23 protein-coding genes are annotated in these 24,356 nt (G+C 61.4%); 18 read left to right on the top strand and 5 right to left on the bottom strand.

Annotated elements, in window-relative coordinates:
• The first annotated feature begins 55 nt into the window (after nt 1–55).
• The 11 genes from aroQ to POF45_RS19325 all read left to right on the top strand — a co-directional run bounded on the left by aroQ (nt 56) and on the right by POF45_RS19325 (nt 12,896).
• Complete coding sequence (aroQ, locus tag POF45_RS19375; protein WP_259498938.1) at nt 56–508, top strand: type II 3-dehydroquinate dehydratase; 453 nt, start codon at nt 56–58, stop codon at nt 506–508.
• A 46-nt stretch (nt 509–554) separates the two neighbouring features.
• Nucleotides 555–1,013 carry an acetyl-CoA carboxylase biotin carboxyl carrier protein gene (gene accB, locus POF45_RS19370; protein WP_259498936.1) on the top strand — a complete coding sequence of 153 codons (459 nt, stop codon included), beginning with the start codon at nt 555–557 and terminating at the stop codon, nt 1,011–1,013.
• Between the two features lie 17 nt (nt 1,014–1,030).
• Nucleotides 1,031–2,386 carry an acetyl-CoA carboxylase biotin carboxylase subunit gene (gene accC / locus POF45_RS19365; RefSeq protein ID WP_259498934.1) on the top strand — a complete coding sequence of 452 codons (1,356 nt, stop codon included), beginning with the start codon at nt 1,031–1,033 and terminating at the stop codon, nt 2,384–2,386.
• A 164-nt stretch (nt 2,387–2,550) separates the two neighbouring features.
• On the top strand, nt 2,551–3,429 hold the full coding sequence (gene prmA / locus POF45_RS19360) for a 50S ribosomal protein L11 methyltransferase (RefSeq protein WP_259498932.1): 879 nt from the start codon (nt 2,551–2,553) through the stop codon (nt 3,427–3,429).
• A 30-nt stretch (nt 3,430–3,459) separates the two neighbouring features.
• Nucleotides 3,460–4,692, top strand: coding sequence for a DUF3426 domain-containing protein (locus POF45_RS19355; RefSeq protein WP_282316439.1), 1,233 nt, complete (start codon nt 3,460–3,462; stop codon nt 4,690–4,692).
• Between the two features lie 185 nt (nt 4,693–4,877).
• Entirely contained in the window at nt 4,878–5,888 is a 1,011-nt protein-coding gene (dusB, locus tag POF45_RS19350) for a tRNA dihydrouridine synthase DusB (protein ID WP_259498928.1), read from the top strand.
• On the top strand, nt 5,885–6,205 hold the full coding sequence (gene fis, locus POF45_RS19345; protein WP_003186237.1) for a DNA-binding transcriptional regulator Fis: 321 nt from the start codon (nt 5,885–5,887) through the stop codon (nt 6,203–6,205). Before dusB ends, fis begins: the two co-directional genes overlap by 4 nt.
• A gap of 81 nt (nt 6,206–6,286) precedes the next feature.
• Nucleotides 6,287–7,894: a bifunctional phosphoribosylaminoimidazolecarboxamide formyltransferase/IMP cyclohydrolase gene (purH, locus tag POF45_RS19340; RefSeq protein WP_259498925.1), complete on the top strand. Its 1,608-nt coding sequence runs from the start codon at nt 6,287–6,289 to the stop codon at nt 7,892–7,894.
• Between the two features lie 172 nt (nt 7,895–8,066).
• The gene (gene purD, locus POF45_RS19335) at nt 8,067–9,362 is read left to right on the top strand and encodes a phosphoribosylamine--glycine ligase (RefSeq protein ID WP_282316438.1); all 1,296 of its coding nucleotides are present in this window, start codon (nt 8,067–8,069) and stop codon (nt 9,360–9,362) included.
• A gap of 99 nt (nt 9,363–9,461) precedes the next feature.
• Nucleotides 9,462–12,239 carry a hybrid sensor histidine kinase/response regulator gene (locus tag POF45_RS19330; RefSeq protein WP_282316437.1) on the top strand — a complete coding sequence of 926 codons (2,778 nt, stop codon included), beginning with the start codon at nt 9,462–9,464 and terminating at the stop codon, nt 12,237–12,239.
• A 60-nt stretch (nt 12,240–12,299) separates the two neighbouring features.
• The gene (locus tag POF45_RS19325) at nt 12,300–12,896 is read left to right on the top strand and encodes a MarC family protein (protein WP_096513619.1); all 597 of its coding nucleotides are present in this window, start codon (nt 12,300–12,302) and stop codon (nt 12,894–12,896) included.
• Between the two features lie 66 nt (nt 12,897–12,962).
• Here the strand turns inward: POF45_RS19325 and POF45_RS19320 are convergent, their stop codons facing one another.
• From POF45_RS19320 to cobG, 5 genes are all read right to left on the bottom strand, one after another.
• Nucleotides 12,963–13,817 carry a hypothetical protein gene (locus tag POF45_RS19320; RefSeq protein ID WP_282316432.1) on the bottom strand — a complete coding sequence of 285 codons (855 nt, stop codon included), beginning with the start codon at nt 13,815–13,817 and terminating at the stop codon, nt 12,963–12,965.
• Nucleotides 13,818–13,987: 170 nt separating this feature from the next.
• Complete coding sequence (cobJ, locus tag POF45_RS19315; protein WP_259498915.1) at nt 13,988–15,700, bottom strand: precorrin-3B C(17)-methyltransferase; 1,713 nt, start codon at nt 15,698–15,700, stop codon at nt 13,988–13,990.
• The gene (locus tag POF45_RS19310; RefSeq protein WP_282317444.1) at nt 15,700–16,431 is read right to left on the bottom strand and encodes a precorrin-2 C(20)-methyltransferase; all 732 of its coding nucleotides are present in this window, start codon (nt 16,429–16,431) and stop codon (nt 15,700–15,702) included. The genes cobJ and POF45_RS19310 overlap by 1 nt, the downstream gene beginning before the upstream one ends.
• Nucleotides 16,431–17,057 carry a precorrin-8X methylmutase gene (locus POF45_RS19305; RefSeq protein ID WP_282316431.1) on the bottom strand — a complete coding sequence of 209 codons (627 nt, stop codon included), beginning with the start codon at nt 17,055–17,057 and terminating at the stop codon, nt 16,431–16,433. Before POF45_RS19305 ends, POF45_RS19310 begins: the two co-directional genes overlap by 1 nt.
• A complete protein-coding gene (gene cobG / locus POF45_RS19300) occupies nt 17,050–18,372 on the bottom strand; it encodes a precorrin-3B synthase (protein WP_431978611.1) in 1,323 nt (440 codons plus the stop codon). The genes POF45_RS19305 and cobG overlap by 8 nt, the downstream gene beginning before the upstream one ends.
• 338 nt (nt 18,373–18,710) lie before the next feature.
• Between cobG and POF45_RS19295 the strand changes: the two genes are divergently transcribed.
• The 7 genes from POF45_RS19295 to POF45_RS19265 all read left to right on the top strand — a co-directional run bounded on the left by POF45_RS19295 (nt 18,711) and on the right by POF45_RS19265 (nt 24,209).
• Nucleotides 18,711–19,298, top strand: coding sequence for a hypothetical protein (locus POF45_RS19295; RefSeq protein WP_349016868.1), 588 nt, complete (start codon nt 18,711–18,713; stop codon nt 19,296–19,298).
• Nucleotides 19,299–19,465: 167 nt separating this feature from the next.
• A complete protein-coding gene (cbiE, locus tag POF45_RS19290) occupies nt 19,466–20,677 on the top strand; it encodes a precorrin-6y C5,15-methyltransferase (decarboxylating) subunit CbiE (protein ID WP_282316428.1) in 1,212 nt (403 codons plus the stop codon).
• The gene (locus POF45_RS19285) at nt 20,670–21,767 is read left to right on the top strand and encodes a cobalt-precorrin-5B (C(1))-methyltransferase (RefSeq protein WP_282316427.1); all 1,098 of its coding nucleotides are present in this window, start codon (nt 20,670–20,672) and stop codon (nt 21,765–21,767) included. Before cbiE ends, POF45_RS19285 begins: the two co-directional genes overlap by 8 nt.
• A complete protein-coding gene (locus tag POF45_RS19280) occupies nt 21,764–22,492 on the top strand; it encodes a cobalt-precorrin-6A reductase (RefSeq protein WP_282316426.1) in 729 nt (242 codons plus the stop codon). Before POF45_RS19285 ends, POF45_RS19280 begins: the two co-directional genes overlap by 4 nt.
• A 335-nt stretch (nt 22,493–22,827) precedes the next feature.
• A complete protein-coding gene (locus tag POF45_RS19275) occupies nt 22,828–23,226 on the top strand; it encodes a DUF2946 domain-containing protein (RefSeq protein ID WP_282316425.1) in 399 nt (132 codons plus the stop codon).
• Between the two features lie 48 nt (nt 23,227–23,274).
• A complete protein-coding gene (locus POF45_RS19270; protein WP_259498900.1) occupies nt 23,275–23,754 on the top strand; it encodes a copper chaperone PCu(A)C in 480 nt (159 codons plus the stop codon).
• 20 nt (nt 23,755–23,774) lie between these two features.
• A complete protein-coding gene (locus tag POF45_RS19265; protein WP_282316424.1) occupies nt 23,775–24,209 on the top strand; it encodes a DUF2946 domain-containing protein in 435 nt (144 codons plus the stop codon).
• Nucleotides 24,210–24,356: the final 147 nt, after the last annotated feature.

Here is a 24,356-nt window from a genome sequence, read left to right as displayed (position 1 = left end):
TTGCGGCATAGTCGCCGGGTTCTGACAACTGCACACAGATAACAAGGAACAGCAGATGGCAACGCTACTGGTGCTGCACGGACCCAACCTGAACCTGCTCGGCACCCGCGAACCGGGCGTCTACGGGGCAACCACCCTGGCGCAGATCAACCAGGACCTGGAACGCCGTGCGCGTGAAGCCGGTCATCATCTGCTCTACCTGCAGAGCAACGCCGAGTACGAATTGATCGACCGCATCCATGCCGCTCGCGGCGAAGGTGTGGACTTCATTCTGATCAATCCAGCAGCTTTTACACACACAAGTGTCGCATTACGTGACGCGCTGCTGGCGGTGAGCATCCCATTCATCGAAGTGCATTTGTCTAACGTGCACAAACGCGAACCTTTCCGCCATCACTCTTACTTCTCCGATGTAGCGGTGGGAGTGATCTGCGGCCTTGGCGCCAGCGGTTATCGACTGGCCCTGGAGGCCGCCCTGGAACAGCTTGAAATACAGGCAACAGCTTGAACAACAAGCGTAACGCCCCTGACCGACCCTTGGGAGTTGATGATTCATGGATATCCGTAAAGTTAAGAAACTGATCGAACTGCTGGAAGAGTCCGGCATCGACGAGCTCGAGATCAAGGAAGGCGAAGAGTCCGTACGCATCAGCCGTCACAGCAAGACCCCGGCTCAGCAGTACTACGCACCGGCTCCAATGCAGGCACCGGCCGCCGCGCCAGTGGCAGCTGCACCGGTTGCCGCCGCGCCAGCAGCACCGGCCGCCCCAGTGTTGAATGGCACCGTTGCCCGTTCGCCGATGGTCGGTACTTTCTATCGCAAATCTTCGCCAAGCTCGCCGTCCTTCGTTGAAGTCGGCCAGACCGTGAAGAAAGGCGACACCCTGTGCATCGTCGAAGCCATGAAGATGATGAACCACATCGAAGCTGAAACCAGCGGTGTGATCGAATCCATCCTCGTCGAAGACGGCCAGCCGGTTGAGTACGACCAACCGCTGTTCACCATCGTTTGAACCGCGGAGAAACTTTGATGACTGCGAAGTTGGAAAAAGTTCTGATCGCCAACCGCGGTGAGATTGCCCTGCGGATCCTGCGTGCCTGCAAAGAGATGGGCATCAAGACTGTCGCCGTTTACTCCAAGGCTGACAAAGAGCTGATGCACCTGGGCCTGGCAGACGAATCCGTCTGCATCGGTCCGGCCTCGGCCGCCCAGTCTTACCTGCACATCCCGGCCATCATCGCCGCCGCCGAAGTGACCGGCGCTACCGCCATTCACCCAGGCTACGGTTTCCTTGCGGAAAACGCTGATTTCGCCGAACAGGTCGAGAACTCCGGCTTCGCCTTCATTGGCCCGAAAGCCGACACCATTCGCCTGATGGGCGACAAGGTATCGGCCAAGCACGCCATGATTGCTGCCGGCGTGCCTACCGTTCCGGGTTCTGACGGCCCGCTGCCGGAAGACGAAGAAACCGCCCTGCGCATTGGTCGTGAAGTCGGTTATCCGGTGATCATCAAGGCCGCTGGCGGCGGTGGTGGTCGCGGCATGCGCGTGGTGCATAAAGAAGAAGACCTGATTTCTTTCGCAAAACTGACCCGCACCGAAGCTGGCGCGGCGTTCGGCAACCCGATGGTCTATCTGGAAAAATTCCTGACCAACCCACGTCACGTGGAAGTCCAGGTGCTTTCCGACGGTCAGGGCCACGCCATCCATCTGGGCGACCGCGATTGCTCGCTGCAACGTCGTCACCAGAAAGTTCTCGAAGAAGCGCCGGCACCGGGCATCGACGAGAAAGCACGGGCTGAAGTCCTCGCACGCTGCGTCAAGGCCTGCATCGACATCAACTACCGTGGCGCGGGCACTTTCGAGTTCCTGTACGAGAACGGCGCGTTCTATTTCATCGAAATGAACACCCGCGTTCAGGTTGAGCACCCGGTTTCGGAAATGGTCACTGGCATCGACATCGTCAAGGAGATGCTCAGCATCGCCGCTGGCAACAAGCTGTCGTATACCCAGGAAGATGTGGTTATCCGCGGTCACTCGCTGGAATGCCGGATCAACGCCGAAGACCCGAAAACCTTCATGCCAAGCCCAGGCACGGTCAAGCATTTCCACGCTCCAGGCGGCAACGGCGTTCGCGTCGATTCGCACCTGTACAGTGGTTATGCCGTTCCGCCGAACTACGACTCGTTGATCGGCAAGCTGATCACCTACGGCGCAACCCGTGACGAAGCCATGGCGCGCATGCGCAATGCGCTGGACGAAATCGTGGTTGACGGGATCAAGACCAACATCCCGTTGCACCGTGATCTGGTTCGCGATGAAGGCTTCTGCAAAGGTGGAGTCAACATCCACTACCTGGAACACAAGCTGGCCAGCCAGCATTAAGATGTGATCCGGACCAACAAAGCCGCTTTCGAGCGGCTTTGTTGTTTCTGGAGGTTTCATCAAGCAACACAAGCCCGCTCCCACAAACGCCCCGCGCTCGCGTAAACTTGCGCGCTTCTCGCAGCCCGCCAGGCTGCCATCAATATTTTTCAAAGGTGCCCGCCATGCCTTGGCTGCAAGTCCGTCTCGCCATCAGCCCAGAACAAGCCGAAACCTACGAAGACGCCTTCCTTGAAGTGGGCGCCGTGTCGGTGACCTTCATGGACGCCGAAGACCAGCCGATCTTCGAGCCGGAACTCAACACCACCCCGCTGTGGTCGCACACGCATCTGCTGGCCCTGTTCGAAGGTGGCACCGAAGCCGCCAGCGTACTGGCACACCTGGAGCTGCTGACCGGCAGCCCGTTGCCCGAGCATCACAGCGAAGTGATCGAGGACCAGGACTGGGAACGCAGCTGGATGGACGGTTTCCAGCCAATGCGTTTCGGCCAGCGCCTGTGGATTGTGCCGAGCTGGCACGCCGCACCTGAACCGGACGCGGTAAACCTGCTGCTGGACCCGGGCCTGGCGTTCGGCACCGGCACCCATCCGACCACCGCCCTGTGCCTGGAATGGCTCGACGGTCAGGACCTCAAGGACTGCAACGTGCTCGACTTCGGTTGCGGCTCGGGCATTCTGGCGATTGCCGCCCTGTTGCTGGGCGCCAAGGAAGCCGTCGGCACCGACATCGACGTGCAAGCCCTGGAAGCATCCCGCGACAACGCCGGGCGTAACAACATCGCCGAAGCCCTGTTCCCGCTGTACTTGCCGCAAGATCTGCCGCAGGTCCAGGCCGACGTGCTGGTCGCCAACATCCTGGCCGGCCCGCTGGTTTCCCTGGCGCCGCAACTGTCCAGCCTGGTCAAGACCGGCGGGCGCCTGGCGCTGTCGGGCATCCTCGCCGAGCAAGGCGAAGACGTCGCTGCCGCCTACGCTCAGGATTTCGATCTGGACCCGATTGCCAATCGCGATGGCTGGGTGCGCATCACTGGCCGTCGGCGCTAGAATGAGCACCTGCACAATCCGGATCGCCGCATGACCGACAGCTTCGTCACCCAGTGCCCGCATTGCCAAACCAGCTTCCGTGTCAGTCACGCTCAATTGAGCGTGGCGCGCGGGGTGGTTCGCTGCGGCTCGTGCCTGCAGGTGTTCAACGCCGCCAAGCAGTTGCTCGAACAGCGGGCCGGCAAGGAAGCGGTGAAACCGGTTGCGCCGGTTGCACCGGTCATTGTCGAACCACCGGCCCAGCGAGCCATCAGCCAAAAGCAGTGGACCGCCGCCGAGATGGACCTGGACAACCTTGATCTGGACCAGGAGCTCGCCCGACTGGAACAGCGGGAAATCCAGCCGACCACCGAGTTTGGTCGCCACCGTGAAGACAGCCTGAGCGCACGCCGCGACAGTATCGAACACGACGAGCAGTGGTCCGACAGTCTGTTCAGTGAATCAGCCGCTGACCGTGCCGAAGCTGCCGAACCCACACGGGAAGCGGAAACCACCCCGGATTCGAGCAAACAGTCGCGCACCGAGCCTTCGCTGTCGTTGTCGCTGGAACCACTGGACCTGGACGACGAACCCAAGGTGCCGCAACTGCGCCTGCACGACCCGATCGACACCGCCGCTGCGCACGAACGCCTGTCCGCCGCCGATGACCTTGATGACGATCTGCCATCTATCGAACCGCTGCGTAAAAAACAGCCGCGCGGCGAACCCGGTGTGCGCGCCGAAGTCCTGCAAGACCTGACCGACGACCCGCTGCAACTGGACTGGCAGAAACGCCGTTCGCCTTGGGGCCGACGCCTTTTCTGGCTGTTGCTGATCGTGCTGGCGGCCGGCGCACTGGCCGGCCAATACGTTGCTTATCATTTCGACGAACTGGCCCGCCAGGATCAGTACCGTCCGTGGTTCCAGCAACTGTGCCCGGAAATCGGCTGCACGGTGCCGTCCAAGGTTGATATCGCCAAAATCAAAAGCAGCAACCTGGTGGTGCGCAGCCATCCGGATTTCAGCGGTGCGCTGGTGGTCGATGCGATCATCTATAACCGCGCACCGTTCTCCCAGCCGTTCCCGCTGCTGGAACTGCGTTTCGCCGATCTCAATGGCCATCTGATTGCCAGTCGTCGGTTCAAACCCGGCGAATACCTCAACGGCGACCTCGAAGGCCTGGCCGAAATGCCGCCGCAAACACCCATCCATATCGCCCTGGACATCCTCGATCCGGGCCCGAAAGCGGTGAATTACAGCCTGAGCTTCCACTCCCCGGAGTGAAACGCGTCAGTGTTGCGCGATTGACGGCGGTTTTCTGACTGTGCCCGGCGCATCCAGACCGTCGGCAATAACGGAATAACTGTTCAGATTTTATCCAATTCAGCCTTTATCCAGTCATCGAGAGCGGGTATCATGCCAACCCTTTTTCGAACTCTCATGATCCGGCCCCACAACAGGGAAGTCCTATGTCGGCGGTACGCATCGGTCCATATACATTGCACAACGGCTTGATCCTCGCCCCCATGGCGGGTGTCACCGACCAGCCCTTTCGTCAGCTGTGCAAACGATTGGGCGCAGGGCTTGTAGTCTCGGAAATGGTGACCAGCGACATGAGCCTGTGGAACACCCGCAAATCGCGGATGCGCATGATCCACGAAGGTGATCCCGAGCCCCGCTCGGTACAGATCGCCGGTGGTGATGCGCAGATGCTGGCGGATGCGGCCCGGGCCAACGTCGAGCTGGGTGCACAGATTATTGACATCAACATGGGCTGCCCGGCGAAAAAGGTCTGCAACAAGGCCGCCGGCTCCGCGTTGTTGAAGGACGAAGCATTGGTGACCGAGATCCTGCAGGCCGTCGTGGCGGCGGTCGATGTGCCGGTCACCCTGAAGATCCGTACCGGCTGGGACCGGGACAACAAGAACGGCCTGACGGTGGCGAAGATCGCCGAACAGGCAGGCATTACGGCGCTGGCGGTGCATGGCCGCACCCGTGCCGACCTGTACACCGGTGAAGCCGAGTACGACACCATCGCCGCGATCAAGCAGGCGGTGTCGATACCGGTGTTCGCCAATGGCGACATCGACTCGCCCGAGAAGGCCCGTTACGTGCTGGACGCGACCGGTGCCGATGGCCTGTTGATAGGCCGTGCTGCCCAGGGGCGGCCATGGATTTTTCGTGAGATCGATCATTTTCTGCGTACCGGTGAAAAATTGCCGACACCGGAGCTGATCGAGGTGGAACGTATTCTGCTTGAGCATCTGGCCGCGCTGCACGCCTTCTATGGGGACGTGATGGGCGTACGCATTGCTCGCAAGCATGTGGGCTGGTATCTCGCAACCCTGCCGGGCGCCAGGGAGTTCCGCGCCCGTTTCAATCGTTTGGATGGTACGGAAGCACAATGCGCCGACGTTCGGGAGTTTTTCGCCGAACGTTACAAGAGCCTGACAGGGGACGGAGAAGGGGTGGCCGCATGACGATGATGACCGAGACTTTAGTGAGTGGAACAACACCCGTGAGCGACAACGTGAATTTGAAACAGCACCTCAATACGCCGAGCGAAGAAGGTCAGACCCTTCGCGGTAGCGTCGAGAAGGCGCTGCACAATTATTTCGCCCACCTTGAGGGCGCTGCCGTCACGGATGTGTACAACCTGGTGCTCTCCGAAGTCGAGGCTCCCCTGCTCGAAAGCGTGATGAACTACGTCAAGGGTAACCAGACCAAGGCCAGCGAGCTGCTCGGGCTGAACCGGGGCACGCTGCGCAAGAAACTCAAGCAGTACGATTTGCTGTAAGCATTCAATCAAACCAGAAAGGCGCCCGCGTAAAACCGGTCGCCTTTTTTGCTGACTCCTTTGCTTTTGATGGAAATTGAAATGACCGACCAGACTACCCGCCTGCCGATCCGCCGCGCCTTGATCAGTGTTTCCGACAAGACCGGGATCCTCGAATTCGCCAAGGCGCTTGAAGCCCTGGGCGTCGAGATTCTCTCCACCGGCGGGACGTTCAAGCTGCTGCGCGACAACGGCGTTGGCGCAGTGGAAGTCGCGGATTACACCGGCTTCGCGGAAATGATGGACGGCCGGGTCAAGACCCTGCACCCGAAAATCCACGGCGGGATCCTCGGTCGTCGCGGTATCGATGACGCGATCATGAACGAACATGGCATCAAGCCGATCGATCTGGTCGCGGTCAACCTGTACCCGTTCGAAGCCACCATCAACAAGCCGGGCTGCGACCTGCCGACCGCCATCGAGAACATCGATATCGGCGGTCCGACCATGGTCCGTTCAGCTGCAAAAAACCATAAAGACGTGGCCATCGTGGTTAACGCCAGCGATTACGCCAACGTGCTTGAAAGCCTCAAGGCCGGTGGCCTGACCTACGCTCAGCGTTTCGACCTGATGCTCAAGGCCTTCGAACACACCGCCGCCTACGACGGCATGATCGCCAACTACATGGGCACCGTGAACCAGGCTGCTGACACCCTCAGCACCGAAGGTCGCAGCGAGTTCCCGCGCACCTTCAACAGCCAGTTCGTCAAGGCCCAGGAAATGCGCTACGGCGAGAACCCGCACCAGAGCGCGGCGTTCTACGTGGAAACCAAGCCTGCCGAAGTCGGCATCGCCACCGCGACCCAACTGCAAGGCAAAGAGCTGTCGTACAACAACGTGGCCGACACCGACGCCGCGCTGGAATGCGTGAAGAGTTTCGTCAAGCCGGCCTGCGTGATCGTCAAGCACGCCAACCCGTGTGGCGTAGCCGTCAGCCCGGACGCCGAAGGCGGCATCCGTCAGGCCTACGAACTGGCCTACGCCACCGATACCGAGTCGGCTTTCGGCGGCATCATCGCCTTCAACCGCGAGCTGGATGCTGAAACCGCCAAGGCCATCGTCGAGCGTCAGTTCGTCGAAGTGATCATCGCCCCGTCCGTCAGCGCCGAAGCCCGCGCCATCGTGGCCGCCAAGGCCAACGTACGCCTGCTGGCCTGCGGCGAGTGGTCAGCTGATCGCGCCGCTGCCTGGGACTACAAACGCGTCAACGGCGGTTTGCTGGTGCAGAGCCGCGACATCGGCATGATCGGCAGCGAAGACCTGAAAGTGGTGACAAAGCGTGCGCCGACCGAGCAAGAGATCAACGACCTGATCTTCGCCTGGAAAGTGGCCAAGTACGTTAAATCCAACGCCATCGTCTACGCCAAGAACCGCCAGACCATCGGTGTCGGCGCTGGCCAGATGAGCCGCGTGAACTCGGCCCGTATCGCAGCCATCAAGGCCGAACATGCCGGTTTGCAGGTTCAGGGCGCGGTCATGGCCTCCGATGCGTTCTTCCCGTTCCGCGACGGCATCGACAACGCGGCCAAGGTCGGCATCACTGCGGTGATCCAGCCAGGCGGCTCGATGCGTGACAACGAAGTGATTGCAGCCGCAGATGAAGCCGGCATTGCCATGGTCTTCACCGGCATGCGCCACTTCCGTCACTAACAGATCGATTCCCTGTGGGCACCGGCTTTTGTGGGAGCCGGGCTTGCCCGCGATGCAGACGACTCGGTCTTTCAGTCATACCGAGTCGATGCTATCGCGGGCAAGCCCGGCTCCCACAGAAAAGCGGCCTGCAGTGTTCTCCTGAATTCAGCGTCATCCGAGGTTTTTTGAAATGAATGTTTTGATCATTGGCAGCGGTGGCCGTGAACACGCCCTGGCCTGGAAAGTGGCTCAGGATCCGCGTGTGCAGAAAGTTTTCGTCGCACCCGGCAACGCCGGCACCGCCATTGAAGCCAAGTGCGAGAACGTCGCCATCGACGTGCTGGCCCTTGAGCAGCTGGCTGATTTTGCCGAGAAGAACGTTTCCCTGACCATCGTCGGCCCGGAAGTACCGCTGGTGGCCGGCGTTGTCGATCTGTTCCGCAGCCGTGGCCTGGACTGCTTCGGCCCGACCGCGGGCGCTGCCCAGTTGGAAGGCTCGAAAGCGTTCACCAAGGATTTCCTGGCTCGCCACAAGATCCCGACCGCCGACTACCAGAACTTCACCGAGATCGAGCCGGCCCTGGCTTATCTGCGTGAAAAAGGCGCGCCGATCGTGATCAAGGCCGACGGCCTTGCCGCCGGTAAAGGCGTGATCGTCGCCATGACACTGGTTGAAGCCGAAGACGCCGTGCGCGACATGCTCGCCGGGAATGCGTTCGGCGATGCCGGTTCGCGCGTTGTAATCGAAGAGTTCCTGGATGGCGAAGAAGCCAGCTTCATCGTCATGGTCGACGGCAAGAACGTATTGCCGATGGCCACCAGCCAGGACCACAAACGCGTCGGCGACGGCGACACTGGTCCGAACACGGGCGGCATGGGTGCTTACTCCCCTGCCCCCGTGGTTACAGCCGATGTGCATCAGCGGGTCATGGACCTGGTGATCTGGCCGACCGTGCGTGGCATGGCCGAAGAAGGCAATGTCTACACCGGTTTCCTGTATGCCGGCCTGATGATAGACAAAGCTGGTAACCCAAAAGTCATCGAATTCAACTGCCGTTTCGGCGACCCTGAGACCCAGCCGGTCATGCTGCGTTTGCAGTCGAGTCTGGTGTTGCTGATCGAAGCCGCCCTGGCGCAAGCCCTGGACAAGGTCGAAGCACAATGGGACCCGCGCCCAAGCGTCGGTATCGTGCTGGCAGCGGGCGGCTATCCTGGTGACTACGCCAAGGGTGTGGCGATCAACGGCCTGGAAGCAGCGGCGGCACTGGAAGGCAAAGTCTTCCACGCCGGTACTGCGCTCAACAACGGTCAGGTCGTAACCGCTGGCGGTCGGGTGCTGTGCGCCACTGCCATGGGTGCCAGCGTTGACGCGGCCCAGCAACAGGCTTACAAATTGGCGGCAAAGATCGATTGGGAAGGCTGCTTCTATCGCAAAGACATTGGCTACCGCGCCATTGCCCGCGAACGTGGCGAAACACAGGAATAAGCTATCCATTCGGCCGGGCAAGGGCTTGAGGCCCTTGCCGGACTATTCCGGCGCCGCGCATAGTTATATTCTGGCATCAACCTACGAAGGGATTTCGCCGTGCGCTGGCTCAGGATTGCCATAGGTTTCACCGTCACTCTGTTGACCCTGCTCTGCATGCTCCCGGCCCAGGCCGCGCCAGGCAGTGGCTGGTCGGTATTGCTCGATGAACAGGGAGACCTGCAACTGAGCGACATCCGTTCCGCCCGCTACACCAACCAATTCAGCCCCATCGAACTTGACCGCCTTACCGCGGCCGAGCCCGATGGCGCGTTATGGCTGCGGTTCCGGCTGGTCCCGGGCAAGCACGAACAATTGTTGCGCGTGTTCGCACCCGATCTGTCGCAGCTTGATCTGTATGTGCTGGAAGGCGACAAACTGATCGAGCAACGCAAGACCGGCACGCAACAGCCCCAGTCTGAACGTCCATTGCCCAGCAGCGACTTCATGTTGCCGTTGCCGCAAAGCGACAAGCCCCTCGACGTTTACCTGCGACTGGTTTCCGAACACGAGCTGCGGCCTTACATCACCCTGCAATCGGCGGTGATGACGGCGGCCAATCAAAACCTGACACTGATCTACGGCCTGCTATTCGGCTGTATTGGCATGTTGGTCCTGCACAACCTCACCCGCTACGCCTATACCCGCTCGCGCAGCAGCGCCTGGCTGGCGGCGTGCGAAGGCTTGCTGCTGCTCAGCCTGGTGCTGCTGCTGAACCTGGCCGGCCCCTGGCTGCCCAACTGGCACGCGGTGCAAACCCCGGGCGCCTATCTCGCCCTGTTGCTGACGGCCCCTTGTGGCCTGATGTTCGCCTACCGGTTCTTCGCCCCGCTCGGCCCGCACCCGCTGAACAAGCTGTTGCTGGGCGACATCCTGTTTACCGTGGTCTGCGGCTTGCTGCTGCTGTTCGTCAACACCCTGCCGCTGAACATCATCACCTACGTCCTGGTCGCCCTTGCAGGACTGAGCATGCTGTTCGTCAGCGCCTATCACTGGCAAAAAGGCTATCGCCCCGCCCGCCTGTTCGTGGCGGCCATGGTGGTGTTCAACATTGGCGCCCTGATCATTCTGCCGGCACTGCTGGGGCTGACCCTGGTCGCGCCGCAAGGCCTGATCATCACCTTGCTGGTGGTCATTTGCATCAGCGGCCTGTTGATGAGCGTGGCCCTGGGCGAGCGTCAGCGCAGCATCACCGAAGACCGCTTCAGCGTCAGCCGCGACCTGGCGGCCAGCAATGCCGAGATCAACGCCAAGGCGGAGTTCCTGGCAAAAATCAGCCACGAAATCCGCACTCCGATGAATGGCGTGCTGGGCATGACCGAGCTGCTGCTGGGCACGCCGCTATCGGTCAAACAACGCGACTACGTTCAAACCATCCACAGCGCCGGCAACGAACTGCTGACCCTGATCAACGAAATTCTGGACATCTCCAAGCTCGAATCGGGGCAGATCGAACTGGATGACGTGCAATTCGACCTCAACGCCCTGATCGAAGACTGCCTGAGCATCTTCCGCGCCAAGGCCGAGCAGCAGAACGTCGAGCTGATCAGCTTTATCCAGCCACAAGTACCGCGCGTCATCAGTGGTGACCCGACACGCTTGCGCCAAACCCTGCTGAGCCTGCTGGAAAACGCCCTGAAAAAGACCGACGAAGGCGAGATCCTGATCGTCGTCGCCCTCGACGAACGCAGCGCCAAACCGCGTCTGCGCATTGCCGTGCAAGACAGCGGCGTACCGATGGAAGCCGAAGAACGCGATGCCCTGATGCACGCCGAACTGCACAGCAAGCACTTCCTTTCAGCCACCCGACTGGGCGGCAACCTCGGACTGGTCATCGCACGCCAGCTGATTCGCCTGATGCAGGGAGAGTTCGGAATCAAGAGCGGCACCCATCAGGGCAGCACCCTGTGGCTGACCTTGCCGCTGGATCCGGACCGCCTCGAACACCCGACATCCGATCTCGACGGTCCGCTGCAAGGCGCGCGCGTGCTGGTGGTGGATGACAACGACACCTGCCGCAAGGTGCTGGTGCAACAATGCAGCGCCTGGGGCCTGAACGTCAGTGCCGTGCCATCCGGCAAGGAAGCACTGGCGCTGCTGCGCACCAAGGCGCACCTGCGTGACTACTTCGACGTGGTACTGCTGGACCAGAACATGCCCGGCATGACCGGCATGCAACTGGCCGCCAAGATCAAGGAAGACCCAAGCCTCAACCACGACATTCTGCTGATCATGCTCACCGGCATCAGCAACGCGCCGAGCAAGATCATCGCCCGTAATTCCGGGATCAAACGCATCCTTGCCAAACCGGTGGCCGGCTACACCCTCAAGACCACCCTGGCGGACGAACTCAACCAGCGCAACAAAGGCCAGACCGTATCGCCGCAGACCGCGTCCGGCCCACCGCTGCCGGTCAAGGTGCCCAGCGATTTCCGGATTCTGGTGGCCGAAGACAACAGCATCTCGACCAAGGTGATTCGCGGCATGCTGGGCAAGCTCAACCTGCAACCGGACACCGCCAGCAACGGCGAAGAAGCCCTGCAGGCGATGAAAGCCCAGCGTTACGACCTGGTGTTGATGGATTGTGAAATGCCGATTCTCGATGGCTTCTCCGCCACCCAGCAACTGCGTGCCTGGGAAGTCGCCAACCAGCGAATTCGCACACCGATTGTGGCGCTGACTGCGCACATCCTCGCCGAGCACAAGGAGCGCGCCCGTCAGGCCGGCATGGACGGGCATATGGCCAAACCGGTGGAGCTGTCACAGCTGCGTGAGTTGATTGAGCATTGGGTGGCCCAACGCGACCAGCAGAACCGCACGGCTACGCAAACGTCCTGAGCCGACAGACGCCACGGCGCCTGATAGACTCCCCCGACTTCCCTCGCCAGTGAGCTTGCCATGCTCCACGTGTTGTTCAGCGTTTACCTGAAGATGCTGGTGCTCTACAGCCCGTTCTTCGTGTTGTCCTGTTTCATCAGCCTGACCCGTGGTTATTCACGCAAGGAACAACGCCGCCTGGCCTGGAAAGTGGCGATCGCCACACTGGTATCCAGCGTCTTGTTGTATCTGTTCGGACGAGTGATTTTCAGCGTGTTCGGCATCACCGTGGACGCGTTCCGCATCGGCGCCGGCAGCGTGCTGTTCATCTCGGCGCTGGGCATGGCCCAGGGCAAGTCGGCGGTGCAAACCGACAACGTGCAACAGGACGTGACCATCGTCCCGCTGACCATCCCACTGACCGTCGGCCCTGGCACCATCGGTGCATTGCTGGTAATGGGCGTGAGCCAGCCACACTGGGACGACAAGCTCACCGCGATCCTCAGCATCGCCCTGGCCAGCTTCACTGTCGGTGTCGTGCTGTATCTGTCCAACCGTATCGAACGGATTCTGGGTGACCAGGGCTTGCAGATCGTCAGCCGGCTGATGGGGTTGTTCGTCTGCGCCCTGGCGGCGCAAATCATCTTTACCGGGGTGAAGGGTTATCTGGTGCCCTGAATGCAAATAGAGCCTGTCCCTTGCGCTCAAACCAGGGACAGTTCGTCCTGACGTCGATTCAACTATTTACGACCTGCGCCGTGGAAACCTTCGGGCAAGTACTTCCCGGCGATGCTGCCCAAGTACATATTCAATATCATCTTTTACTTCAGCGTAAGCGGCTGGATTAAACGCGAGAAAGTTTGAACCCTGGTAAATATCAAGACTGGTTATTTTAAGATCCAGAAATAAAACCCCGCCCCCCACGACAGCACTGTCCTGATTAATCGACGAGCAGGAAACAATAATCAGGCCATTCTTCGTTTGTTCGCAAGGCAGTAAGGCCAGCTTCATACCTTTGACTTTTGTCACTTCGTAATTGAACACCTGAATAAGTTCAGGCTCTTTTTCCAACGCCGCCAATGTCGAGTCCGCTACAGCGGCCAGTACGGTAGCGCCAGGAATGGCGGCTTTCGCGGCATCAACCCCGGCCTTGACGATAGCGGTCACGACATTTTTCATGGTTCCGCTCGCAGACCTTTTGCGGAACTCGACACTTGCCTGGATTGGAACGGAACAGCCCATTTGCTCCATGCAGACAAGAAAGGCCCGATGCCAGGCGGCAGGATGCAGATTATCCCTGGTTTCGCGATCAGCCTCCAGCTTCGAGAACTTGATGAGGTTTTCAATGATCATCATGTTTTCGAGGGAAATATTATCGCCATAACCGACAAGCGTATTACCCAGCACCATGGCATCCAGCTCTCTGGTGGGATTGGTCGTGGCCGGCTCTTTAGCGTTAGCGGAGCGGACACTGGCGGGCGATACCAGCGCCACTCTGGCGCGAGGAGTAACCGCCAGTTGTGCCTTGGCCCTGGCAAGACGCTCCTTACCCAAGTCGGTGCATGTTTTAACACCCCTATAACTTTCAAAACTTTCCATATCGGATAATCCCTTAAATTTATTGATGGCCCTCCTGGGCACAAGACAAATCTAACGGACCCCATGAGAACCAACAAACCCAATTGGATTTCGATATGTAAAGCCAACAACGGAAAAGATCATCCGGACCTGTGGGTCCGGACAATCCAATATCAATACATGAATCTTACTTAGCTTATATCAACTAACTTGTCGCCATAACTGCGCGGCGTATAGACCCATGACACACCTTGCAACCGGGGGAACACGCGCGTCGTGGATGAACCGATCAACACCATGGTGCGCATGTCGACCTGATCCGGCGTCAGTTGGCCGAGTGTCGTCACCCGCAACGTCTGCCCCGGACGCCCGACATCGCGCCCCAGCACGACCGGCGTTTCAGGTACGCGATGCTGAGCGACGATCTCCAGCGCACGCCCCAGTTGCCACGGCCGGGAGCGCGAGATCGGGTTGTAGAACGCCATCGCCAGGTCGGCTTGAGCCGCCAGGTCCAGGCGCTTTTCGATGATCTCCCAGGGCTTGAGGTTGTCAGACAATGACAGCACGCAGAAGTCATGGCCCAACGGTGCGCCGGCCTGGGCAGCCGTCGCCAGCGATGCCGAAACGCCCGGCAGAATTTCCAGATCGACGTTGTGCCACGCCGGATCGCGGGACTCGTGTAACGCCTCAAGCACCGCCGCCGCCATGGCGAACACACCCGGATCACCGGACGACACCACGACGACGCAACGACCCTGCGCCGCGAGTTCGAAGGCGTGCCGCGCGCGCTGCATCTCTTCGCGATTGTCGGTGCAATGCAGCACTTGGTCAGCTCGGAAGGGCCCCGCCATGCGCACATAGGTTTCGTAGCCAAGCACGTCGTTGGCGCGGGCCAGCTCTGCCTTGACTGCTGGCACCATCAGATCGGCAGCCCCCGGCCCCAGACCGATCACCGCCAGACGCCCGCGAGGACGACCGATCAACAGTGGATCGACAGGCGCGGCAGCGACTGCAACCGCCATATCAGCGCCGATCTCGATCGCCTTGAGCGGCGCGGACACCGCGCTCTGCGCCTGTTCAAGCACGCTGCCCGGCCGGGCACTGAACCGCAGCGGCACGGCCAGGTCCAGCCCCGCATCGCGCAAGGCCACATCGGCCATGTCCCGCTCATCTGCCAACAGGCAGGCCAGCGATTGCAGGGCAATGCCCGCCCCGTGCAGCGCGGCACGAATAATGTTCGCCAGATCAGGCGTTCCCGCCGTCACCGCGACCACCACGCTGCGAGGGTAGATCAGCAGTTCGTTGGCATTGGCCTGACGCTCGGCATGACCGACATGGATCGCCAGTCGCGCCTGCTGATCTTCCGGCAGTTGCGCCTCGGCCAGCCACGGCGCCGGCCCCTCGATGCGCACCGACTCACCCGCCAGCAGATCCGAGACAAAGCGCTTGCCCAGCTCCAGATCACCCAGCGCATAACCGCTGGGCGGATTGAGCAGGCAGGTGCCAAAACGCAGTTCGCCGCTGGTGGTGATGGCCGCCGAAACGTCCAGCGTGGCGGCGATTTCCCGCGCCATCACATTCACCCCGCCAAGGCCGCCCAACAGGGGCACCACAGCGCTGCCGTCTTCGGCGACGGCAAGCACAGGCGGCTCGGCACCCTTTTCCAGCAGCAGCGGCGCCAGGGTGCGAATCACAATGCCCGCCGCACACAGGGCAATGATCGGCGTGTCCTGTTGATACAGCTCGCGCAAGGTCGCACCGAACTCGTGGTACGTGCGATCCGCGCCCACCACCCGCTCGGCCAGGCCGTGAATCAGCGCGTCCGGATAGCGCTGCTGAATCCGCCGCGCCGTGGCGAGGCTGCCGTTGCCCAGAATGACAATGGCCGGTGCAGGGCGGGCCATCAACCTTGCCACCGTTCGCCGGGGACGATGATCAGCGAGAAATACGGCGAAGACATCGGCTCGACCTGATCCAGCGCGACGATTTTCTGGTTGGCCATGGTCGCGCGCTCAACGTACAGCGCACGCCCGGCCAGACCGAGTTCTTCCAGCACCTGACGGACCTTGGGAAAGTTGCGCCCCAGCTTCATGATCACCGCCGCGTCGGCGTCCGCCAGACGCCGCTTCAGCTCTTCATGAGGCAACACACCGGACAATACCGACAGGCTCTGATTGCGATACACCAGCGGCGCCCCCAACACCGAGGCGCCCCCGAGCATCGAGCAGACGCCCGGTACAACTTCGGTCTGATAACGCTCGGCAAGCCGATCATGCAGGTACATATAGGAGCCGTAGAAGAACGGATCGCCTTCGCAGATCACCGCCACGTCGCGGCCGGCGTCCAGATGTTCGGCAAGCTGCTCGGCGGCAGTGTCGTAGAAGTCGCTGATCACTTGTTCGTAGGACAGCGGCGCCGGCAGCGCTTCGGTGGTCACCGGGTACACCAGCGGCAGCAGGTTTTGCGCGTCCTGCAAATGCGCTTCGATGATGCCGAACGCATTGCCCTTCTTGCCCTTGGCCACGAAGTACGCCACCACCGGCGACTCGCGCAGCAGGCGCAGGGCTTTGACGGTAATCAGTTCCGGATCACCGGGGCCGACGCCCAAGCCGATCAAACGTCCAGGTTGCTGCATCATTCGATCTCCGTGGCCAGGGCGTTGACGGCGGCGGCGGCCATGGCGCTGCCGCCCAGGCGACCTTGCATGATCACAAACGGCACACCACGGCTGTCCGCCGCGAGCGCTGCCTTGGATTCGGCGGCACCGACAAAACCCACCGGAAAACCGAGGATCAGCGCCGGTTTCGGCGCGCCGGCATCGAGCATTTCCAGCAGATAGAACAGCGCGGTCGGCGCGTTGCCGATCACCACCACACTGCCTTCCAGATGCGGGCGCCACAGTTCCAGCGCGGCGGCGGAACGGGTGTTGCCCAGCTCGCGGGCGAGCTCTGGCACGCTGTCGTCGCGCAGGGTGCAGATCACCTGATTGTTGGCGGGCAGGCGCGTGCGGGTCACGCCTTCGCTGACCATCCGTGCGTCGCACAAGATCGGCGCGCCGGCAGCCAGCGCCTTGCGCCCGGCCAGGCCTGCGCCTTCGGAAAATTGCAGACCGTCGATGGCCTCGACCATGCCGCAGGCGTGGATCACCCGCACCGCGAGTTTTTCCAGGTCGGCCGGGATTCGGTCGAGGTTAGCCTCGGCGCGAATGATCGCGAAGGAGTTGCGATAGATCTCCTGACCGTCGCGGATGTAATCAAGCATCAAGGGGGCTCCGTGAGCGGGCGTCGAGCAAGGCCGCGACCGCTTCAATAGTAAGTTTGTGTGCGTGCAGCGCGCCGAAACCGGCCTGCGCTGCATCGCGAAAATAGACGTCGTAGTGACCGGGGCCAGTCGCCAGCAAGGTGACCGGCGCCGTGTGTGCACACGCACAGGAGCGTGGGCAGCCGGACAGGTGAACCTGTACATCTGCGGGTTGATCGCGCAGGCGCAAAGCCAATTGCCGCGCATCGTCCTTGGTATCCGCCAGCCCTTTGCCGCAACCAGCCGATCCGGTGCAGGCCACGAGATGCGCGAGGGCCTGATCGGCATCGACCAGATAACCCAACGCCTGCAATTGCTGGCGGACAGCGGATGCATGTTCGTGGCGGATATTGGGCAGCAGCAGGCTTTGCCATGGCGTCAGGCGCAGGCTGGCGTCACCGAACGTTTTGGCCAGACTCGCCGCACCCTTGAGCATCGCCGGGTCCAGCCGTCCCAGCGGTGGCATGGCGCCGACATACACCAGGCCATCCTGACGCTGTGGATAAGTGCCGATGTGCAATCGCGCTGGCGGCACAGGGCGCTGCCATTGCCCGATGGCGAGCAACGGCACCCGCTCGGCCAGGGTTTGCAGCAGCGACGGCAGCGAATGTTCGGCCAGCAGATGGCGCATGCGCGTTTGATCCGGCCGTGCCAGGTCAAGAAACAGCTCCAGCACCGCCACCACCAGGGCATGCCCGTCGCGCAGCAATACCGCCGCCGCAGGCCTGTCCGTGGGGCAGCCTGCCAGACCGAAAGCCAGCCACTGTTCGCCGTCTCGCTCAACCGCACTCAGCCACAAATCATGAGGGTGTTCGAGCATCGCCAGGGCTTCACCGCCATCGAGTTGCACGGCGAACTTGGCTGACAACTCGTGGAAACGCGTGTGGGTTTGCAGGCTGTCGAGGATTTGCCGGGCCAGGGGCCGGGTATCGATCAGCAGGTGCTGATCAATGCCGGCGCCGGGGCTGAGCATCAGGTTGCGTACGTCATCACCCGCGGCGGTGACAGGGCCCAACCCGGCGGCGAGCAGGCTGTCGATCAATGCCGTCGCCTGCTCGCCAATCCCGCGAATTTGCAGGTTTGCCCGGTTGGTCGCCTCGATCACGCCACCGGCAAATCGCTCGGCGGCATCGGCCACCGCGACCGCCTGATCGGCACGAATGGAACCGCCGTCGAGTTTGATCCGGCAAATACCGCCGTCCAGTGCCTGAACGACACGCAACAGCCCGGGACAGGCTGAAGGGCGCAAGGGGCTCGATGGCTGAGGTGAATTCACGGGATGGCCGATGACGGGACGATGGCCGGCATTATGCCTGCTTTGCCCGGCCGGATGAAAAGCTCAAGCGGATTGACGACGAAACGCTCTGCGCCACAGCGGCGTCTTGAAGTCTGAACGGCAATTCGGGATTCAGTCTGGAAAAATCCAGCGAAATATACTTCACAGCAGGAATTAATTCCGTACGCCGCCTTTATTTCAACTACTCACCAGCTCTTGTACTTTTGAAAAGGAAAACCAACGTTCGTCAAAACAGTATTTATAAGGAGCAACACATGAGTAATGGAAAACTCTCGGGCGTATTGACCGGCCCCAATCTGCTGTCATGCATTGGCGAAATGTCATTGCAGGATCATGACGACCTGACCCACTGCACACAGATCGCCACCCGATCCGCCGACCTGGTCAGCAGCCGCTTTGCCGACTCGACAGCGTGGCTGGACGAGTATGTCACCACGTTGAATTTCTTCGGCTGGTCGGTCTATCAGGATGCCATCGTCACCCGCACACGCGCCGACATCAGCACAAGCGCTGCGGATTACCTGGTCAGAAGCGCGCAGCTCATGCCGGACAGGCGACAAGCGAATGCCATGATCGACACACTCGACGCGCTCAAAGCCGACAAGCCGGCGCTGTACTCCCTGGATGAGCAAAGCCTGATGGGCGAGCGCTTCCAGGTCATCCCTGCGCGGTACGACGCCAAGGGTTTTCTTGAAGTGGCGGTGTTTAATCTTGAAGTGGTGGCTTATACGAAGAAGAGCAGCTTCCTGTTCTGGAACTGGGAAGGACAGGCCGCCAAGATTATCCAGCAACGGGCCTACCTCAAACTGGACAAAAGAATACTCGACAGCAAAAGAGCACTTATTGATAACAAACGGCGCGAGATCAGAATGAAGAGGTTCGATCTGTTGAAGAACAAACAATAGAGTCAAATCTCGCACTGTTTGAAACGCGCCTATCACTACGAGGTGCAATTTCACGGACTGACGAGGGGCGGAGGCCTTCATCACCGCGTTATGATGCGCAGCCGTGCGGGTCGATACCGACCCGGGCACGGTGATGATTTGGCGTGGCTTGATAGAAGAGGAACGGCATGACCCCCTGGCTGACAGTGATAGGCATCGGTGAAGACGGCTTCAAGGGCCTGGGTAAAAACGCCCGACGTGCCCTGCTGGGTGCTTCGCGGATCATCGGCGGTCAGCGACAACTGGATCTGCTGCCGGTGTGCATTCGCGGCGAGCGACTGTTGTGGCCCCGCCCGTTTTCGCTGGCACCCGTGCTGGAGCGACGGGGCGAGCCGGTGTGCGTGCTGGCCAGTGGCGATCCGATGTTCTTCGGCGTGGGCGCCAGCCTCGCCCACCATGTGCCCAGCGAAGAAACACTGATCCTGCCAGCCCCTTCGTCGTGTTCCATCGCGGCGGCGCGCATGGGCTGGCCGTTGCAGGATGTGCAGACCCTCTCCGTCGTCGCCCGCCCCGTGGCCGCGCTCAACGCCTGCCTGTTCAGCGGCGTGCGTCTGCTGGTATTGAGCAACGACCGGCACAGTCCGGCGGCCATTGCTGCACTGCTGCGAGAGCGCGGTTTCGGCCCGAGCCGCATGACCGTGCTGGAGCATCTGGGTGGTGAAGCCGAACGGCGTATCGATAGCATTGCCAGCGACTGGGAGGCTGCACAGCTCGCCGACCTGAATGTCGTCGCCATCGAATGCCTGGCCGAAGCGGGCACTGCGCGCCTTTCACGCCTGGCCGGCCTGCCGGATTCGGCCTTCCAGCATGACGGCCAACTGACCAAACGCGACGTGCGCGCCATCACCCTCGCCCGCCTCGCGCCAGCACACAGTGAACTGTTGTGGGACGTTGGCGCCGGCAGCGGCTCGATCGGCATCGAATGGATGCGCGCTCACCCGAGCTGCCGCACGCTGGCCGTCGAGGCCGATGAAGGCCGCCAACAATTGATCGAACACAACCGCGACGCCCTCGGTGTTCCCGGCCTGCAACTGATTCGCGGCAGCGCGCCCGATGCGCTGCACGGCCTGGAACGACCTGACGCGATTTTCATCGGCGGCGGTGTGACCCGTGACGGCGTGCTCGATACCTGCTGGGCGCAGCTCAAGCCCGGTGGCCGGCTGATTGCCAACGCCGTCACCCTGCAAAGCGAAATGGCCCTGATGGCCTGGCGCGAACGCCACGGCGGCGAGTTGACCCGCATCCACATCGCCCAGGCGCAACCGCTGGGCGCATTCGACACCTGGCGCCAGGCGCTGCCGATTACCTTGCTTGATGTAACGAAACCCCACGATGCGTGACGAAACCGCCGAACAACCCGCTCCGCTGCGCAGCGGCCTGACCACCGGCAGTTGTGCCACCGCCACCAGCCTCGCTGCCGCTCGTCTGCTGCTCAGTGGCGCGGCTGCCGATGCGGTGGAGATCGTCTTGCCCAAGGGCAAGCGGGTGCAGATGCGCCTGGAGTTCTGCCGCCTGACCGACGACGGCGCCGAAGCCGGAACGATCAAGGACGCCGGTGACGACCCGGACGTGACCCACGGTGCGCTGCTCTTTTCCCAGGTCCGACTGAACGCCACACCGGGCATTCGCTTCAACGCCGGTCATGGCGTCGGCACCGTGACCCGTCCGGGACTGGTGTTGGGCGTCGGCGAACCGGCGATCAACCCGGTGCCGCGCAAGATGATTGGCGATCACCTGACGTTGCTGGCTGAAGAACTTGGCTACGACGGCGGCTTCGAGGTCACGGTCAATGTCGAGGGCGGCGAAGCGCTGGCGCTGAAAACCATGAACCCGCGCCTGGGCATTCTTGGCGGCCTGTCGATTCTCGGCACCAGCGGCATCGTCCGGCCGTTTTCCTGCGCGGCGTACATCGCCTCGATTCATCAGGGCATCGACGTCGCCAAGACCAATGGCTACCTGCACATTGCCGCGTGTACCGGCAATGCCAGCGAAGACACCATGCGCCGGGTCTACGCGCTGCCGGAAATCGCCCTGATCGAAATGGGCGACTTCGTCGGCGCGGTGCTCAAGCACCTGCGCAAAGTGCCGGTGGATAAACTCAGCATTTGCGGCGGCTTCGGCAAGATCAGCAAACTGGCAGCCGGGCACATGGACCTGCACAGCCGGCATTCGAGCATCGACCTGCCGCAACTGGCCCGATGGGCCTCGGCGATTGGTGCCGACGAGGCGCTGCAACACGGGATCCGCGAGGCCAATACCAGCCAGCAGGCGTTGGCCATGGCCAGTACGGCGGGCGTCGCTCTTGGCGATGAAGTGTGTCGACATGCGCTTGAGTTTGCCCGCAGCGTGGTGCCGGCGCAGGTGCAGGTCGAGGTGTTCGCGATTGATCGCCAGGGCGGGGTCGTCGGGCATGCGGGGGGGTTTCAATGAAGCGCGTGTTGTTGCTCGGCGGCGTGACCGAAGCGCTGGCCATCGCCCGGACCCTCGGCCCGGAACACATCTATAGCCTGGCCGGCGTTGGGCGAGTGCCCACGGATTTGCGCTGCCAGGTGCGCGTCGGCGGCTACGGCGGGGCCGAAGGGCTGGCGCAGTTCATCCGCGATGAAGGCATTGATCTGCTGCTGGACGCCACCCACCCCTATGCCGCACAAATCAGCCGCAACGCCGCGACCGCCGCGCGCGCGATCGGCATCGAGTGCTGGGCCTTGCGTCGTCCGGCCTGGCAGCCCCAAGCGGGCGATGACTGGCGCGAAGTCGGCGACTGGGATGAACTCGTGGAGGCCCTGAAACCCTTCCAGCGACCGCTGTTCACCCTCGGTCGCGAACCTCTGCAACACCTGCACGAAATCCCGCCAGAGCAATTCTGGACCTTGCGCGCCCTGGACGTTTACCCCGGCAACGAACGCTGCGAAGTGATCGGCGCCCGTGGGCCGTTCCTGATCGAAGACGAACGCGAGCTGTTCGAACGCCGGCAGATCGATGTCCTGATCAGCAAGAACAGCGGCAGCACGGCAACCGAACCGAAGCTGGAAGTGGCACGGGAACGTGGAGTGCCGGTGCTTGTGTTGAGGCGGCCGGTGTTGCCGGGGGTTAGGCGGGAGTTTGGGTCGGTGAGTGAAATCCTGCTAGCCATCACAGAACACGAATCTCACTGAAAATTGCGGCGAACACAAAATCCCCTCGCCACAGGAGTATCCGCCTTGCTGATTGCGAAGAGGAAGACTTGGGCGACGGAAATTTCTATCGTCAGGCGTTACGGGACGTCAAACACACCGTCCAGGCAAGAACCCAAAGCGACCCGCCATTCGCCCAGGCAATGCGAATCGAAGCCGCTACACTCTTTCAAAACGGCGAGACTGAACTCGCACGCCATCTACTCGACATGTTGAACGAGGCGCTGCGACACCAGACCGCACACGGCTTTTTTACTTATCGGCCCTGATCAGGCTAAATAGCCGCGCCTGATTGCCCACTCAACCGGATCTGTCCCATGTCCCGACAACGGCTCGCATTTGCCTGGATCGCCTGCTTCGCAGTGCTGTTCAACATGCTCGCCATGCCGATGACGGGAGCGATGGCGCCGTCGACGAAGTCACCCGCCGAGCAGTTCCTGTGGAGCAGCTTCTGCACCTCCAGCGGCACCCGGATGGTGGCGGTTTCCCTGGGCACGTTCGAGCAGAAAGCCCCGCAGAACGACGATCATTCCAACATGCAGCATTGCTGGTGCTGTTCAGGCTCGGCGCCTTTGGTGGCGTTGCCGGGGCATGTGCCACAGTTGTATTTCGCACGCTTGGAAGCCAATCGAAGCCTGCCACCCGTCTCTCTCGATACGCCCACGCCGCGCCAGCAATGGCCGAGCCTCAATCCCCGCGCCTCCCCTCTGGTGTGATTCCTACTCGCAATTGACCTGCGTTTTGAATCGTTCTGGAGAACTGCCATGTTGAACAAACTCATCGTTCTGGCTGTGTTGCTGCTGCCTGCCTGCTTTGCCAATGCCCATGAATACAAGGCCGGCGAACTGGAAATCGCCCATCCGTGGTCGCAAGAGTTGCCACCCAACGCGCCGACCGTGGCGGCTTACTTCGTGATTCACAACAACGGCAAAACGGCCGACCGTTTGCTCGGCGTCGACTCGACGATCTCGAGCGAAGCCCAGTTGCACGAGCATGTGATGCAAGGCGATCTGATGAAAATGCAACAAGTGCCCAGTGTTGAAATCCCGGCGGGCGGCGAAGTCACGTTCGCCCCGATGGCGTATCACGTGATGCTGCTCGGCCTCAAGGACCGCAGCCTGCTGAGCGACGGCAAGCGCTTCCCGCTGACGATGCATTTCGAGAAGTCCGGCGATGTGACCGTCCAGGTCTCGGTGCAAAAGAAAGCCCCTGATGGCATGCCAGAGAACATGCACGCCCAGTAATCAATCAAGTAAAAACGCCCGTGCGCGCCCTTGGCGCCAGGCCATCCGTGCGCCGCTGTCAGCCAAAGAGCCTGACTCGCGGCAGCTGGATCAGCCTGTTCGCCATGCTGATGATCTTTATCGGTCCACTGATTTCTCAGTCGATGCCGATGGATCAACGTGCCTCGATGTCCATGAGCATGAACATGCCGATGGGCATGGGCATGAGCATGGATACGCACGGCGAGCATGCCAGCGAACACCGTCCAGCCGCAGCCGAGCATCACGCGCTGTGGGAAAAGTGCGGTTATTGCAGCTTGCTGTTCAACTGCCCGGCGTTGACCGGGGGTGTGTCACTGACCGCATTCGACACGCCACACGTCACCACGTTTACCGTCCCCTCCCCCCGCCTGGGCCATGCCCGGCAAACCGTCTTCCCCGGTGCCCGAACCCGCGCCCCGCCTGTCGTCGCGTAAACACCCCCACCCGATCTCACACGGCCCATAAGTCAGCCAAAGCAACCTGTGGGAGCGAGTTTTTTGTGGCGAGGGCGCTTGCTCCCGCTGGGCTGCGTAGCGGCCCCTTTTTGTGAGCGCTGCGCCCTCAAGCGCGAGCAAGCTCAC

It is taken from the genome of Pseudomonas fungipugnans (genome assembly GCF_029955235.1).
Lineage (GTDB): Bacteria > Pseudomonadota > Gammaproteobacteria > Pseudomonadales > Pseudomonadaceae > Aquipseudomonas > Aquipseudomonas fungipugnans.
The sequence above is the reverse complement of the archived record's forward strand: the minus strand, read 5'-3'. Positions and strand labels throughout refer to the sequence as shown.

What these genes read in the sequence shown, in the direction of transcription:
- aroQ (WP_259498938.1), top strand. Translation starts at nt 56, where the DNA reads ATGGCAACGCTACTGGTGCTGCACGGACCCAACCTGAACCTGCTCGGC.
- prmA (WP_259498932.1), top strand. Translation starts at nt 2,551, where the DNA reads ATGCCTTGGCTGCAAGTCCGTCTCGCCATCAGCCCAGAACAAGCCGAA.
- POF45_RS19275 (WP_282316425.1), top strand. Translation starts at nt 22,828, where the DNA reads ATGTCCCGACAACGGCTCGCATTTGCCTGGATCGCCTGCTTCGCAGTG.
- fis (WP_003186237.1), top strand. Translation starts at nt 5,885, where the DNA reads ATGACGATGATGACCGAGACTTTAGTGAGTGGAACAACACCCGTGAGC.
- POF45_RS19295 (WP_349016868.1), top strand. Translation starts at nt 18,711, where the DNA reads ATGTCATTGCAGGATCATGACGACCTGACCCACTGCACACAGATCGCC.
- dusB (WP_259498928.1), top strand. Translation starts at nt 4,878, where the DNA reads ATGTCGGCGGTACGCATCGGTCCATATACATTGCACAACGGCTTGATC.
- cobJ (WP_259498915.1), bottom strand. Translation starts at nt 15,700, where the DNA reads ATGGCCCGCCCTGCACCGGCCATTGTCATTCTGGGCAACGGCAGCCTC.
- POF45_RS19310 (WP_282317444.1), bottom strand. Translation starts at nt 16,431, where the DNA reads ATGCAGCAACCTGGACGTTTGATCGGCTTGGGCGTCGGCCCCGGTGAT.
- purH (WP_259498925.1), top strand. Translation starts at nt 6,287, where the DNA reads ATGACCGACCAGACTACCCGCCTGCCGATCCGCCGCGCCTTGATCAGT.
- cbiE (WP_282316428.1), top strand. Translation starts at nt 19,466, where the DNA reads ATGACCCCCTGGCTGACAGTGATAGGCATCGGTGAAGACGGCTTCAAG.
- POF45_RS19285 (WP_282316427.1), top strand. Translation starts at nt 20,670, where the DNA reads ATGCGTGACGAAACCGCCGAACAACCCGCTCCGCTGCGCAGCGGCCTG.
- POF45_RS19305 (WP_282316431.1), bottom strand. Translation starts at nt 17,057, where the DNA reads ATGCTTGATTACATCCGCGACGGTCAGGAGATCTATCGCAACTCCTTC.
- POF45_RS19320 (WP_282316432.1), bottom strand. Translation starts at nt 13,817, where the DNA reads ATGGAAAGTTTTGAAAGTTATAGGGGTGTTAAAACATGCACCGACTTG.
- POF45_RS19280 (WP_282316426.1), top strand. Translation starts at nt 21,764, where the DNA reads ATGAAGCGCGTGTTGTTGCTCGGCGGCGTGACCGAAGCGCTGGCCATC.
- accB (WP_259498936.1), top strand. Translation starts at nt 555, where the DNA reads ATGGATATCCGTAAAGTTAAGAAACTGATCGAACTGCTGGAAGAGTCC.
- POF45_RS19325 (WP_096513619.1), top strand. Translation starts at nt 12,300, where the DNA reads ATGCTCCACGTGTTGTTCAGCGTTTACCTGAAGATGCTGGTGCTCTAC.
- POF45_RS19270 (WP_259498900.1), top strand. Translation starts at nt 23,275, where the DNA reads ATGTTGAACAAACTCATCGTTCTGGCTGTGTTGCTGCTGCCTGCCTGC.
- purD (WP_282316438.1), top strand. Translation starts at nt 8,067, where the DNA reads ATGAATGTTTTGATCATTGGCAGCGGTGGCCGTGAACACGCCCTGGCC.
- POF45_RS19355 (WP_282316439.1), top strand. Translation starts at nt 3,460, where the DNA reads ATGACCGACAGCTTCGTCACCCAGTGCCCGCATTGCCAAACCAGCTTC.
- accC (WP_259498934.1), top strand. Translation starts at nt 1,031, where the DNA reads ATGACTGCGAAGTTGGAAAAAGTTCTGATCGCCAACCGCGGTGAGATT.